This is a genomic window from Psychromonas algicola, assembly GCF_004378355.1.
GTDB lineage: Bacteria > Pseudomonadota > Gammaproteobacteria > Enterobacterales > Psychromonadaceae > Psychromonas.
In genome coordinates this window covers 1-15,406 of the sequence record NZ_SNUB01000036.1, presented here as the reverse complement: position 1 = coordinate 15,406, position 15,406 = coordinate 1, and the positions used below count along the sequence as shown (strand labels likewise).

At 37.3% G+C, this 15,406-nt stretch carries 8 protein-coding genes; 1 reads left to right on the top strand and 7 read right to left on the bottom strand.

Annotation, left to right across the window (positions count from 1 at the left end):
* Positions 1-88 precede the first annotated feature (88 nt).
* Positions 89-622 (top strand): peptide-methionine (S)-S-oxide reductase MsrA, encoded by a 534-nt coding sequence (gene msrA / locus E2R67_RS14430; protein ID WP_134291658.1) that lies wholly within the window; start codon positions 89-91, stop codon positions 620-622.
* A 29-nt stretch (positions 623-651) separates the two neighbouring features.
* Here msrA and E2R67_RS14425 read toward each other — a convergent pair whose 3' ends face one another.
* From E2R67_RS14425 to E2R67_RS14395, 7 genes are all read right to left on the bottom strand, one after another.
* The gene (locus tag E2R67_RS14425; protein ID WP_134291657.1) at positions 652-2,589 is read right to left on the bottom strand and encodes a bifunctional diguanylate cyclase/phosphodiesterase; all 1,938 of its coding nucleotides are present in this window, start codon (positions 2,587-2,589) and stop codon (positions 652-654) included.
* 7 nt (positions 2,590-2,596) lie between these two features.
* Positions 2,597-3,289: a transglutaminase-like cysteine peptidase gene (locus E2R67_RS14420; protein ID WP_134291656.1), complete on the bottom strand. Its 693-nt coding sequence runs from the start codon at positions 3,287-3,289 to the stop codon at positions 2,597-2,599.
* 10 nt (positions 3,290-3,299) lie between these two features.
* Positions 3,300-3,905 (bottom strand): OmpA family protein, encoded by a 606-nt coding sequence (locus E2R67_RS14415; RefSeq protein WP_134291655.1) that lies wholly within the window; start codon positions 3,903-3,905, stop codon positions 3,300-3,302.
* Complete coding sequence (locus E2R67_RS14410) at positions 3,892-5,271, bottom strand: TolC family outer membrane protein (protein ID WP_134291654.1); 1,380 nt, start codon at positions 5,269-5,271, stop codon at positions 3,892-3,894. The genes E2R67_RS14415 and E2R67_RS14410 overlap by 14 nt, the downstream gene beginning before the upstream one ends.
* A gap of 30 nt (positions 5,272-5,301) precedes the next feature.
* Entirely contained in the window at positions 5,302-6,675 is a 1,374-nt protein-coding gene (locus E2R67_RS14405) for an HlyD family type I secretion periplasmic adaptor subunit (RefSeq protein ID WP_134291653.1), read from the bottom strand.
* On the bottom strand, positions 6,672-8,813 hold the full coding sequence (locus E2R67_RS14400; protein WP_134291652.1) for a type I secretion system permease/ATPase: 2,142 nt from the start codon (positions 8,811-8,813) through the stop codon (positions 6,672-6,674). Before E2R67_RS14400 ends, E2R67_RS14405 begins: the two co-directional genes overlap by 4 nt.
* Positions 8,814-8,969: 156 nt before the next feature.
* Positions 8,970-15,406 (bottom strand): VCBS domain-containing protein (locus E2R67_RS14395; protein WP_134291651.1); only part of this gene is annotated, 6,437 nt, incomplete at its 5' end.

Here is a 15,406-nt window from a genome sequence, read left to right as displayed (position 1 = left end):
AACATATTTTCAACCCTAAATAACATTTTATCGGTGATATTTGAGGTTATAAAAATAACATTTTTTTCAAAATTTTTAAGGAGACACAATGGCACAGGAAAATATGATTATCGGTGGAGGGTGTTTCTGGTGTGTAGAAGCCGCTTTTAACCAAATAAAAGGCGTTACGAGTGCAATTTCTGGGTATTGTGGTGGCAAGCAAGAAGATGCTGACTATGAAACAGTTTGTACAGGTAAAACAGGACACGTTGAAGTAGTTAAAGTAACCTTTGATAATAGTGAAATCGATTTCACTCAATTGTTACATTTGTTCTTTAGTGTACATGATGCGACACAAGTTAATCGCCAAGGGAACGATATCGGTACACAATATCGCTCAGCCATTTTTTATCAAAATGAACAACAACAAAAAATAGCCTTAGATTTAATTCAAGATCTCAACCAACAAAAACTGTTCGATAAAGATGTCGTTACTTCAGTAGAAGCGGCTCAACCCTTTTATGCAGCAGAAGATTACCATCAGGGTTATTACCTGAAGAACCCAGAACAGGGATACTGCATGGCAGTAGTTGCACCTAAATTTCAAAAATTTAAAATGCAACACGCAAACTTATTAAAATAAAGTAAGTTTATTGAGCTGCGCCAAGTCGTTTAGTTAATGTCACTTGGTGCAGTAATAAAGCCTTGATATCCTGTTGCTTGTAATTCACTCACAATATCTAATTGCTCATTGTCTTCAATACCAGTAATAATCACTTCAATATCTAAACCAAGTGCAGTCTTAATAACTGCATGGGTTAATTCAAGTTGTTCTTGTAAATCCCCCATTTCCATTTTGCTTTTAGGGTTACATGATAATGATTGATCTAATTTAACATAATGAGGTTTAATGATTTGTAAGTAAATTAATGAGCCCATTTCACGTCCACAATTATCAATACCAATGTGAGCTCCATGATCTTTGATAATGTTAGCAAAGTGAAGACTTTCTTCTGGATGAATTAGTACCGTGCTTTCACGTATTTCAAAATAAAATTGAGTTGCGTCAGTTTGTCGGCTCAAGAATAAGTCCAACCAAATATTAAATGCATTATCAATAATACTATCTTGAGTAAGATTAATCGCCACTCGCTGTTGATTTGAAAGAATAATTGGACTGGCAGAAATAGCTTCTAATAAAGACTTATCAAATTGACAGCCTAACGCCAAATGCTCGATATTAGGCATAAATTGCGCTGCTCGTATGATTTCACCATTAATATCTAATCGTGTATAGATTTCACGGTGTAAAATTTTATTGTTTTTAAAGCCAATTGCAGGATGCCATTGCAATAAGAATTGTCTTTTTTCAATGGCTTCTTGTAAGTGCTCTTGCCACTGCGAAATAGTAATCCCCTGTTTCGCATCACTTTGGTAATAATGACTAACTTTGTCTTCTTCCAATGCTTGTTTTAGTGCACTATCAGCATTCGCAAGTAATTGAGACGCAGTAATATCTTCGGTGCGAGATGCCATACCAATAGCAAAACCTTGGCTTGTTGCATGTGTATTTTGTCTTGCTTGATTGATTAATCGGATTAAGCTCTGTAAATATACTTTTAGTTGCTCAGAAGTCGCTTTAGTGACTAAGAATGCAAACTCTCTTTTTGAAATTCGTGCAATAACACAAGGAGCAATACTTGGTAAAGTTTCTTGCATCTCTTTAGCTAATACCTTAATCGTATTATCTCTGACTTGGTATCCTAATTCTTTATGAATACTTTCTAACCAATCTAATCTTGCAATTAACACACCGCCGTAACCAGGATCGGAAATCCAACTTTGAAGTTGAGCATTCAAGAATAAACGGTTCGGTAACTGTGAAACACTATCTGTTAATTTATCATTTTTCAGAGTCACAACTTCTTTATCTAGCTGTGAAAATACATTTTGAAGTTGTTTAGACATACTGTTCATAGCTAAAACCACTTCTTTTAGTTCAGTTGTTTTAGGCAACGCTAAGTCTGGTTGGAATTCACGTTTGGCAATTAACTTGGCCTGTGCAGCAACACGATGCAATGGCGTCAATATTTTAGTTAAACGTAATTGTAAGACAATCAATGAAGCGACAAGTAAAGCAAATAAAATCAATAATGTATCGCTCATTACATTCCATAATTGACGATAACCAATAGCAGGGTTTGCTTCAATCTCTAGTGTGGCTAACTGCATCCAGCCATTATTAATGGTGCTTGTTGTGTTTTTTTGTTCGAATAAGTCTAATGCAAGGAACCAATCAGGTACACCATCCACTAGTATTGGATTTTCCCATTTTTGAGTAGTTTGATCTGATAACCAAGTCAGACTGACTTTTTTATAAAAGCCACCTTCAAATATCACATTAATAACCGTTTCTGCAGCGGCAATGTCACCAGTTTCAAGATGTGGTTTTAACATCAAGCTTAATGCATGAGTAGTATTATTTAAATCGGACTCAATTTGTGTATCCATGAACTCTTTAGTTTGGGTAAATTGGAAATAAACCAAACTAAACATCACTAATAAAAATAGTCCAAATAAAAAGGATCGGATCTGATTAAACAGGGTCATAAATAAATTACTCCATTACTGTAACTGGTTGTCTTAAGTGGTCAAGGCCCATGCGATGATTTAAATCATTCCAACGTTTGAGTCTGGTTGGTTTCCCAGCCACTACACCTTGTCTTTTTTCATTGTTTAACCATAACTGCTTACCGTTAAAGCTATATACAGGTATTAAATCTTGTCGTTTACTTGCTAGTTTTATTTGACCATCGATATTATCTAAAATTAATGGCTCCGAAGCAGGTGTTTCGTAATAAGCTAATACCATATGATACTGGTTAAGTGTTAACGCTTTAACCATGATAATACGTAATTTCTCATCAGCTATGCCTAAAGATAACAAACTAAAATATTTGGCAACGGCGAAGTCTTCACAATCCCCCGCATTAGCACCAATAAACTCAACAGGTGTTGCCCAATAATTACTTTCACCCCATAACTTTTGATCTGTAGTGAATTGCAATTGATTGAAGAATTGATTAGTACTTTGCAGCTTTATTTGATCATTTGAATAGTCACCTTGAAGTAGGTTTACCCAAGCTTGACCTCGTTTAGCAGCACGATCACCATAATTACTTTGTAAAACAGCCACCACTTTTTCACTATTCATCGCCGATGGGACAGCTGCATGTAAATACGAAGTACTTAAACATGCAAATAAGCTCATCAGAACAGATGTTTTTAGTGTGGAAGCTATTTTAGGCATCAATTAATCACTACTTTTTGCCCTGATCGACGCTATAAATGGTCCATTTTAAATCTTTGATTTTTTTCTCACCAAATATTTCTGCAACAATACGCCTATTCTTAGCATGTACATATTCACTATCACCTTTTAATAGAGGTTTTTCTTCACCATAACCAATCGCCTTAACGCGGCTATTTTTAATGCCATATTTATTAACGAGTAGTAATTTAATTGCATCTGCACGCTGTAAAGATAACTTTTTATTATATCTCGCATCGCCAACAATACTGGTATGCCCTTCGATAGTTACACTTACAGTCGGATATTGATTAAGAAAGTTAGCAAGATCTTTAATTTCAGAATAATATTTACTCTTTACTTCCGCAGACCCGCTATCAAAATTAATCATCAATTCACGACGTATTTTTTCTACGGTTTCTTGGGCACAACCATTATTATTTATATTCGCACCAGAAAAAGTATCTGGACAAGCATCACGCGCTGAAATCACACCATCATTTTCAGGATCAGATAAATCATATTTTTGAATTGTTGCTTGATCTACCATTTCTACTGCAGAAAATGAACATCCACTTAATAGTAGAACAACAGCTAATAAACTAGTTTTCTTCATAGTAAACTCCTCCTACTAGTTCCGTTTCGCCTTTCCAGCTTTCTGGACGAGTAACACGTAATGCATCTAATAAAATGCCCATTGAATGCAATATACGATATTGGGCTGTTATTTCAGAGAATTCAGCTTCTAAAAAATCACGACGAGCCTGGAATAACTCATTTTCAGTATCCAGTAAATCAAGTAGACTACGTTGCCCGATTTTAAACTGTTCTTTGTAGTCTGCTTGTGTATCTTTCGAAGCTACAACATGCATTTGTATGTATTTCTTTTGCTCATTTAATAATTCAAAAGCATTCCAAGATAAAATAAAACCTTCTTTAACGTCTCGATGAGCGCTCATATTTAATGCTTTTGCTTCATTAAATCGATAAGCAGTTTCTCTCGTGAAGGCACTATCTTTACCACCGGAAAAAAGGTTATATCTAAAACGTAACATGGCAGTTAAGTCATTATTATCACCTTCACTTCCATCAACATTGTTATTGAGATTAGTGTCTATCTCAATATTAACTTCAGGGTAGTAAATTGATTTAGAACTTTCATATTGCGCAGCAGCAGACAAAATATCATTGCTTGAAGCGGAAATTGCAGGATGAGAACGCAGTGCTATTTCCAGTCCTTCTTTCTCACTTTTTGGTAACATGCTTGCATCTGGCACAGGAATAACTAACTTCTCTGGAGCTTGATCGACAACTGTATAAAATCGTGTTCTGCTGTCTAGATAGTTATTTTTTGCCGCAATTAAATTAGATTGTGCATTAGCTAAACGCCCATCAATTTGTGATAAGTCCGCTTTACTGCTGAAACCAGAATCAGTACGCTCTTTAATTTGCTTTTGGATATCAATATGCGACTGTAAATTTCTTTCCGACAAACTCACTAGCTCTTTGGTGCGAATAAGATCAACGTAAACTCGTATAACTTCTAAAGTAATATCTTCAGCCAAAGATTGTAAACGCCATTGTTCGGCACTAGTAGCATAACTGGTTCGATCCACTTCACTGCTGGTTCCAAAGCCAGTAAACAAGTTTTGTCTCAAACTTAATCCAAGTTCGCGTCTTATTAAGCTTTCAGTGTCACTATCACTACTTGTATCACTTCGAGTACTAGGACTATCAGTGTATTCGTAACCAATACCACCAGTAAAATCAAGCGTAGGTAAATATCCCGATTTTGCTTGCCCTATCTGTTCTTCATTGACTTTAAAACGAGTAAAAGCAGCTCTTATTTCAGGGTGTCCGTCCAAAGTATATGCAACCGCTTGCTCTAGCGATTGACTATTAGCCATTGAAGGAAGCAATGCTAATGAGCAGAAAGCAGCAATTACTGTTTTGTTAGCTTTTTTAAATTTCAAAGATTTCATCTTATGTCCGTATTTTTTTCATAATAATTCTTAATATTCGCGCAGAGCCATTTCTTTTGCTCGTAATATAGGGTTTAACATATATTCAAGTACTGTCCGTTTACTTATCATAATATCCACACTTGTCAGCATGCCTGGAATAATTGGCATATCTTCTTTGTTTTTACGATTCATATTCGATTCGATTGTTCTTATCCTGACGATGTAGTAACTATTTCCTTCTTCATCCTGCGTGGTATCAGCACTAATTTGTTCAACCACTCCTTCTAGTCCTCCATAACGTGTAAAGTCATAAGCCGTTATTTTTACTCGTGCTGTTAAACCGACACGAATAAATGCAATATCTTTAGGAAGAATTTTTGCTTCAATTAATAATTTATCTTCTGTTGGTACAATTTCTAATAAAACTTGCCCAGGCTTAACTACCCCACCTAATGTATTTATATGTAACGTTTTAACAGTCCCCACTACAGGAGAAATAATAAGCGCTTTACTTACTTTGTCTTGCACACCGACTTGCGCTTCGGTAATACGAGATAAAAAGCCTTGTTTTTCGTTTAGTTGAGCACGAGCATCAGCCCTATATTTAAGTACTAATTCTCGACGTTTTAAAACTGACTCTTCCAGTGCTGATTCATGTTTAGGAATAACTAAACGTAAACTATTTAATTCGCCTTCTAAATCATTAGTCGTACGTTGCAGCTTTAATAATTCAACTTCAGGGACGATATTTCTTTCTGCTAATGGCCTTGTTAATTCTAATTCTCTATTCGCTAATTGAAGACCATTAACTAATGTTTCAATTTTTGATTCAACTTCTATAATTTCTTGCTCTCGTTGAGTGATTTGTTGAGCCTGAATTGCAACCTGATTTTCAAGGTTACTAAGACGTCCTAAATATTCATCTTGTTGACGTTGAACAAGCGTTGGCGCGGTAATTTGTAAATCTTTAGGGAATTGTAGTTCCTTTTTCTGTATTTTTATTTGTAATTTCCAGTTTTTTACATCTGCGACTAAAATACTGCTTAATTCAGCACGTAAACGGATAACATCAGCTCTTAATGCATCTACTTCTTGCGTTTGTTGTGCCATATCAGAACGGAAGCGAGTGTCATCAATACGCGCTAAAGGCTGATCTTTAGTCACTGACATTCCCTCTGTGACATACAATTCTTGTAAAATACCGCCATCCAAACTTTGTATAATTTGCACTTGAGAAGAAGGAACCACTTTTCCTTCTCCACGGGTTACACGGTCAAGCTCAGCAAAATAAGCCCATACAAAAAAGCAGAAGAATAAAGCACTAAGGGCCCATACAGTTAAACGTTGTGCGGTTGGTGTTTGTGTTAACATTGCACCGTAAACGTCATCAGCCATTTCTAAATCATCTTTAGATATCTTCATGATTTAGTACCTTTTGCTGCAAACTTACCCGAAGTAAGTTTCTCTAAAATAAGATCTTTAGGGCCATTGCCTACTATTTTCCCTTGATCAAGTACAATAATACGATCAACTAATTGTAGTAAATGCATCTTATGAGTGATCAGTAATAAACTACGGTTTTTTACGGTTTGTTGCATTGATTTAATAAACTGTTTTTCAGCCCTAGCATCTAAGCTGGCAGTCGGTTCATCCAATAATAATATTTGAGGGTCACTTAAAATCGCACGTGCTAATGCTACGGCTTGGCGTTGACCTCTTGATAAAGTAATACCGCCTTCGCCCACCTGTAAATCTAAACCTTCTGAGGCAAGGTCTGTAAACAAATTAACACCTGACAACTGCACAGCACGCAATAGTTGATATTCAGTTACTTGTCTTGTACCAAATAAAATATTGTCTTTCACCGTACCGTGAAATAAGGTGATATCTTGCGGCAAATAACCAATGTTGCTGCGTAAATCACTTGGATGGATCTGTCCTTGGTGCAAACCATCATAACGAATGCTCCCTAGTACAGGTTTATATAAACCTAAAATTAACTTAGCAAAAGTCGTTTTCCCAGATCCATTGCGACCTATAATCGCAATTTTTTCACCAGGTTTTATATTTAAAGAAAATGGGTATAACGCCATTTTTTCTGAATTAGGATAGTGAAAAGAAACTTGCTCACATTCAATATTGCCATGTAATTTATTACGGCTAATGAGGTGACCTTTATTCTCAAATTCCCCTTCTTGCTCCATAACACTATTAATTTGACGCAATGAACTCATGGTTTGATTATAACGAGTCATTAATGCAGCGATCTTCGCCATGGGTGCAACTGCCCTGCTTGATAACATAACGGCAGCAATAATAGCCCCCATTGAAATCAAACCTTCAGAAACTCGATAAACACCCAAAACAATCACGGCAATAACTGACATTTGAATAACAAAGCTTGAAACATTAGCCACTGAGTTAGTGATCACTTTGGTTTTTAATTGCCATTTAGAAGTATGCCCAACCATTTGCTGCCAAGCATGTTGAATGATCCCTTCTGCACCATTTGCTTTAATAGATTCCATAGCGGATAAACTTTCAACTAGATGACCATGACGTAACCCAGAAAATTTATTGCTTTCTTCTATCGCAACTTTAAGTTTTGATTGCACAAAGAAGCTATAACCAATAATGATAACGGTAGCTAAAACAGCAAAAATAGCTAAATCCCCTGCGACCAACCAAATGATAAAGATAAATAATATTGAGAAAGGCAAATCAACTAGTGCAGTAATAGTGGCTGATGATAAAAAGTCTCGAATACTATCGAATTCACCAAGTTGGCGAGCCATCCCCCCCACACTTGAAGATCTTTTTTCAAGTGGAATACCGATTGCTTTCGCAAATAATTTTGAAGATATTTCAACATCAACTTTTTTACCTGCGACATCAATTAGATAACCACGAATTTGCTTTAAGACAAAGTCAAATATGTAAGCCGCAGAAGCACCAATTGCTAAGACCCAAAGTGTTTCAAATGCAAGATTAGGAACAACTTTATCGTAAACATTCATCACTAATAAAGGTGACAGTAAGGCAAAGATATTAATTAAAATAGAAGCAATAAGGACATCACGATAAATAGGTGCTGACTCGCGAACACTTGCCCACAACCAATTCTTTTTCGTTTCTTGAATATGCACATCAAAATGACGATCACCATGGTACTTTTGTTTAATTAAAAATAGGTAACCTACATATTCAGATTCTAGATCTTCTATAGACAGTAGCTCTTCACCACCCGTTTCAGGCAGCGAAACACGAGCTTGGTTAGCATCTAAATCAAGTTCATGCAGAATACAAGCTTGTTTGTTTTTTAACATTAGAATGCAGGGTAATAACATAGCTGGAAGCTCTGTTAAATTTCTGCGGTCCATCTTAGCACTTAACCCAGCACGGCTTGCTGCTTGCGGCAATAGCTCGGGTGTTAAGTGTTGATGTGTTAATGGTAAACCTGCCGATAATGCATCAGCAGAACAAGGAGCAGAAAAATGCTCACTTAATAACACCAAACAATCTAATAATGGATCATGGCCAATACGAGTCGATGCATCCATTTCCCATTGTTCAGACTGAGCTTGCTTTTTTTTAGCTATTGGCTCTTTATCTTCAGAGCTAATAACTTGCTCTGCTTGATTAGCAGAGCTGTCATTAGTCCGTAGATTTTCTTCGCTATTGTTATTGATACTTTAATCCTTCTAAATGATATAGATTTAGATAATGTCATCTTCAAAAGTAGAATTTGAAATTGAATTATCAACACTAGCATCACCTATAATAAGCGCGCTTGAACTTCCATCATCGCTATTATACAAATCGCGCATCACTTCTGTTTCGTTGATATTACCGTTACTATCAATACCATCCAAGCGATAATCATCTAGAATAATTGTTTGTGTGACAGTGCCATGTTCATTCTTGTCACCTTCAGCATAAACATTAATAATGCTGCTATTGTCTGAAGAATCATAAGCAAAATCAAAATAATTACTTAAATTGTCAGCGGTTTCATTTTGCAACAAGTTGCTTAAATCTAAATGGTCGTTATCACTAAAGCCGTAAACAACATCGGTTCCAGTATCATCAGCTAACCATACAAAAGTATCAGAGCCGGAGCTTTCTCCATCATCGGTACCACCATAAAGATGATCATTACCTAAACCACCAATAATGATATCGTCACCTGCTCCACCATATAAATCATCATGACCTGAAGCACCAATGAGAATGTCGTTTCCTTCATCACCAGAAAGTTCATCATCACCAGCTCCACCAATTAAAATGTCATTACCTGCGCCACCAAATAATTCATCTTGGCCTGTTCCACCATTGAGTAAATCATCACCGTTCTGGCCATCTAAATTATCGTCGCCATCACCACCGACTAACCAGTCGCGACCTTCTCCGCCGAATAGATCATCTTGGCTATTACTACCAACGATATAATCATTACCACCATTACCGTAAACAGTATCGTTATTACCAGTGCCTGATATAGATGAGCTCTCATCACCATCGATGAAAATTTTGATATTTTGGTCAACATTTTCAGTACTTCCGTCAGCACTACCTGCATTAGATTCGAACCATGCAACATCATCAGCTAAGTTCGCAGCGACTTCTTCAAAACCACTTGGTATATCATCAGTACTATCGCTTGTAGCCGAATAGATATAAGTAGTTTTTGTTTCGACCGTATTACCACTCGCATCTGAAGAGCTAACCACTGCATCAAATTCATTATCGGCGTCTAAATCTGCTCCATCAACATCAACACTCCAAGCTCCACTTAATGCCACAACCGCAGTATAAATAGTGCCGTTAATTTCAAGTGTGACAGTATCACCTTCTGATATAGCCCCGCCAGTTGCAGTCCCTGTAATAGTGTAATAATCACTCGCAGGAATCGTTGTGCTACCATTTTCAAAAATACTTAATACAGTTTGATCTTCCGTAATTTTGTCATCATCAACATCATAAACAGTACCATCACTAAACATGATGTATTCAAAGTCTTCAATATATTCAGAACGAATTTTATCTACATTATTAGTGTAATCATCATAAGAATATGACGCTAAATAAAGGTAATCAGTACCAGAAGAACCACCATCTACTGTATCGCTAATAACACCTCCAATTGAGAGGTAGTCATCACCGCTGCCCATATGAATTTCACCACTAACTTTACCACCAATGGTTATAGTGTCATCACCTGCGTCAGTTTCAATCGAATTAGAGCTACTAAAATCACCACTAACTGTGATTGTATCGTTGCCAGAACCTGTATCAATTTCAGCCTTTTCACGAATATCATCACCAACGATAATGGTATCGTCCCCATCACCTGTATGAATGACTGTTTTTCCTTTAATATCGTCTTCTACAGTGATGGTATCGTTACCACCATACATATCAATTCTAGTAGAGCCATCGATATCAGCAGTGCCAGTTCCACTAACAGTAATAGTGTCATCACCATTTCCAAAACCATCTGCGCTGTTTAATTTTTCACCCGACAGATCATCCCCAGAAACCAAGTCATAACCATCATTGTCAGAAGAATCATCGGTATTAGGGATGACTGTAACACTTTCAATAGTTACTACTCCTGCTGCATTAACTGTAATCGCTAACGTATTATCAACAGAGTCACCATCGGAATCCACGACAGTATAGCTGTATTCAATTAATCCAGAGTTTGAAGTAAGTGATTCGATAAAAGAGTCACTTGGTGTAAAACTATATGAACCATCATTGTTCAATACAAAAGTACCATTCCCATCTATTATATTTTGCGTTACAACATAACCTAAACCATCGGCGCCCGCATCGGTATTAACAGTTCCTGTTAATTCATTCAACACACTAACCAATGAAGAATCAGACTCTGAAGTTGAAAGTGATAAAGTCACTGTCGTGGTTGAACTAGACGGAGAATCATCTTCAACAGTAACGGTAACTAATTCTGTTGTTGATTCTTCGCCATCATTCACAACTAAACCAAAGTTAATAGTCGATGAATCTCCTTCTTGGTCTAATGCTTCACTTAGTGTAACAGTATAAGTTCCTTCGCCATTTGATACATTACCAAGAGTAATACGAATGACTTCTGTATCATCTGTACTGCCAATTAAATCGCCATCTTCATTTGTTGTCCAAACAACAGCTTTACCGTTAGAAGTAAATTCTGCAGTTGGAGCTTCAAGAGAAACGGTTAAGTTATCATTATCAGAATCATCTACAGTAAATGAACCTGAAGTCTCCACACTATCAGAACTATTATTGAACTCTAAGCCTTGTTCAGAAATAGTTACGTTATCAGCTGACGCTTCAGGAGCATCATTCACTAACGTTGTCGTTGGTGTTGCACTGACCTTGATATCAGATGAAGAACCGTCTGTAGTTAAACTAATCACAGGTAACTTATTTCCTGCATTTAAATAGGTTTCACCAGCTTCAGTTAGTACAACATTGCTACCTTCAATTGCGTAATAGTTATTAGTGTTTGTACCGCTAGTAAAGTCAACCGTCACTTCATCATCTTCATCAGATAGAACAAAAGTTGCGACAGTGTCTCCCGCTTCTGTTGAGTCTTCTATTACAGATTGAGCGCTTAACGTCAATATAGTTGCATCATCAACAAACGTAGTTAAAGGTGTTGCTTCCAATGTTTGACTTGTCGATGAGCCAGAGGTAGTCAAACTAAACGCTGGCAATGCGTTACCCGCATCTAAGAACGTTTCTCCAGCAGCGGTAAGAACCACATTATTGCCATCAATCTCGTAGAAGCCTTGCGTGTTTGTACCAGCTCCAAAACCAACCGTTACTGCATCATCTTCATCTGAAAGAGTAAAGGTTGCAACTGCATCTCCAGCTTCTGTTGTTTCTTCGGTAACAGTTAAAGGAGTTAGCGTTAATGCAGTAATATCGTCTGTACCATTTATTGTGATAACGATATTTTGCGTTGTATTATCGCTCGCAGTTACTGTGATCGTATCTGTTACTGCAGAGTCATCATTTAAATCTTGTACTTTACTTTCATCTAAAGTGTAAGTCCAAGCTCCATTAACAAGAGAAAGGCTTCCGTAATTACCTTGAATCGTAGTATCGGAAAATACAGGTGTATCACTTGTATCTACGTCAGAGATAGTAATAGAACCACTTACTGTATTAGCACTATCACCTACATTACCCTCTGTTAATGAACCAGTAACATCGCCTGTAATTTCACTACCGTCTTCCGAACCGTTTATTGTTACAGTTACAGATTGAGCTGTGCCGTCAGTTGCAACCAGGTTAAAGGCATCTTTAACTGTTTCGCCGACATCTAAGAATTGTGTTGTTGATGTATCTAACTCATAAGTCCACTGGCCACTTGTTAACGTCAATGTACCGTATGTGCCTTGTAGAACTGCATTTTCAAAAGATGGTGAATCATTTTGATCAATATCAGTTATTTCTAAGTTCTGAGTAATAGGACGAGAGAAATCCTCCTGGATAGCCAAAGTTGAAGTCGTATTGACCACGGGGTCATCGTCTGTGCCAGAAATCGTTACAACAATTTGTTCTGTATTTCCATCAGTAGTACTAACAGTAAAGGTTTCTTCTTTCGTATCCCCCTTACCTAAGAACTGTACTTCTGTATTGCTTACTGAGTAAGACCATTCACCATCCGAATTAATCGTCAACTCACCTAAATTACCTGTTGCAGAAATCACTGTATCAGTTTCAAAAACAGGAGCGTTATTATCTACATCTGATACAGAAAGTGTACCTGACGTCGATAAAGTCGTAGGAGAGGACTCTTCTATTACAGTTCCATTAACGTCACCTATAATAACTGACTCGTCATCGGTGCCATTAATTGTCACGTTAACAACTTGCTCAGTACCATCTATAGACGTAACAGTGAATGCTTCTTCTATACTGTCTCCAATATTTAACTCATTAAAGGCACTGTTTGCAACAAACGTCCACGCACCATTCGTAGCAATAGTAAACGTACCATTTGTGCTTTCTACTTCACTTGCTGTAAAGACATTATTTGTATTGTCCACATCACTTGAGGTTAACGTGCCGCTTAAAGTTAATGCGCTATCTGTTTCAGGGCTTGATGCAGTAGTTACTCCAGCGATTATAGCTGCATCGTTTGTTCCGGTTACAGTTATCGTTAAAGTTGTTGTATCGGTCGCACCAAACTCATCAGTCACAGTAACTGGAATTTCAAGTATTAGCTCTTCATCTAATGCTAAGCTGTCATAAGAAGATGCATCAAAGCTGTAAGAACCGTTCGCATTTAAGGTTAAACCAGCAACAGATGAAGTAGTACTAAAGGTTAAACTTGCATTATCGCCAAGATCTATGTCAGAAGCATTAATAGTACCGTTTACTATTGCGTCTTCATCAACCGTTGCAATCTCAGCTTCTGCAACTGGTGCATCATTTTGATCTGTTACGATCACACTGATAGTTTCAGAAGTTGAGTTTGATGTTTCTCCGTCAGTAGACGTTGCAACTACGGTTAGGTCATAAGTGGTTGTGTCACCAATTTCAATGGTTTCTAATGTTAAGCTATCTAGATTCCAATCAGTCACATCTACTACTGTTGAACCTTCACTAGCTGTAAAAGTATTAGTCCCATCAGTAAGCGTGAAGCCTAGTGGAATATCTTGTACTTCAACCGATAATGACTCTGAACCATCTAAATCTGTTAAATCAGCATTAATAGAGAAAGCTACATTTCCACCTTCAATAGTCTCCAATGCGGCAGACTCAGCAATGATATTCTCGAAACTAAGAGAGTTAAGCACAAAATCATTATCTGTATCACCAGCTTCTCTATCAAAAGAAGCGGTAAACACAACTGTGTCGAAAGGAATTAGATTTCCTTCACTGTCAGTGAAACTAATAGTACCAGTAGAGTCCACTTGGTCAGTAACGCCATTTTGAGAAAAGGTTGCAATCTCAACACCGTTTGAATAAATACTATAGGTAGCTGTTTCAGAGCTAGATAACCATGCAAAAGAAGCATCAACTGATGCAACAGGATTATCAAAAGTTATTACAATAGCTTCGTTTTGAGCGCTATTAGCTCCAATTTCAGTAGAAGCGCCAGAAGATCTTCCACTAACACCAATACCATCGTGATTTGTACCAGTAATTGTTACAAGTTCACCCAAAGTTCCATCAACTGAGCTATCAGAATTTATTCCATTAAAATCGCTGTAGCCAACGATGGTATAGCCACTACCACCTGTTTGATCGATGTTATCAGTATCGATAGAAACAATTTCAGCCACATTTAAAGTAGGCGCATCAGCAACAGCTTCAACAGTAATATCTAAAGTAGAAGTTGTTCCAGTGTTAGTTGTGTAAACTATTTGAGGTACATCACCACTCCAATCATCTGTCGGTGTAAATGTATAACTACCATCTACATTGATAATAATTGAACCAACCGTAGTTGTAGATGTTGTTGTATTACCTTCACTATCCGTTAGCGTAGTATTTTCAGTGACAATAACTGAGTCAACTGTTCCATCATCATTTTCAGTAACAGTGTAAGTTGTATCATCACCCTCAATTGTAAAGCTAGTTACGGTTAATACATTATCAACATCGCTGTCATTTGATAGAATGTTTCCTGTAATGATGTTGTCTTCGTTAGTGCTAATAGAGTCAGCGGTTAAAACTGATACATCATCCACCCCATTAACCGTTACATTAATAATCTGTGTAGTAGTCCCGTTATCATTATCTGTCACAGAGACTGAAATCGAATCTTCACCGACGAAGTTGGCATCTGGTGTGTACGTGATATTACCGTTCGCATCTAAACTAACGCTACCATTGTCAGCACTTAAGCTACTCTCAGTGATCGTTCCATCAACATCAGAAGCCGTTGCCACGATAGTCGCGGTATCTTCTGTAATCGTTGTGCTGACGACATCAATCACAGGCGCATCGTTCACTTCCGTGACGTTCACTGTGATCGTTTGTGTACTAGTTGCCCCATCGTTATCGGTAACAGAGACTGAAATCGAATCTTCACCGACGAAGTTGGCATCTGGTGTGTAAGTAATGTTGCCGTTCGCGTCTAATACAGCCGTACCGTTGGTCGCTGTAATAGTATTCGCATCAATCGTCC

What these genes read in the sequence shown, in the direction of transcription:
- E2R67_RS14420 (WP_134291656.1), bottom strand. Translation starts at nt 3,289, where the DNA reads ATGCCTAAAATAGCTTCCACACTAAAAACATCTGTTCTGATGAGCTTA.
- E2R67_RS14425 (WP_134291657.1), bottom strand. Translation starts at nt 2,589, where the DNA reads ATGACCCTGTTTAATCAGATCCGATCCTTTTTATTTGGACTATTTTTA.
- E2R67_RS14400 (WP_134291652.1), bottom strand. Translation starts at nt 8,813, where the DNA reads ATGGATGCATCGACTCGTATTGGCCATGATCCATTATTAGATTGTTTG.
- msrA (WP_134291658.1), top strand. Translation starts at nt 89, where the DNA reads ATGGCACAGGAAAATATGATTATCGGTGGAGGGTGTTTCTGGTGTGTA.
- E2R67_RS14410 (WP_134291654.1), bottom strand. Translation starts at nt 5,271, where the DNA reads ATGAAATCTTTGAAATTTAAAAAAGCTAACAAAACAGTAATTGCTGCT.
- E2R67_RS14415 (WP_134291655.1), bottom strand. Translation starts at nt 3,905, where the DNA reads ATGAAGAAAACTAGTTTATTAGCTGTTGTTCTACTATTAAGTGGATGT.
- E2R67_RS14405 (WP_134291653.1), bottom strand. Translation starts at nt 6,675, where the DNA reads ATGAAGATATCTAAAGATGATTTAGAAATGGCTGATGACGTTTACGGT.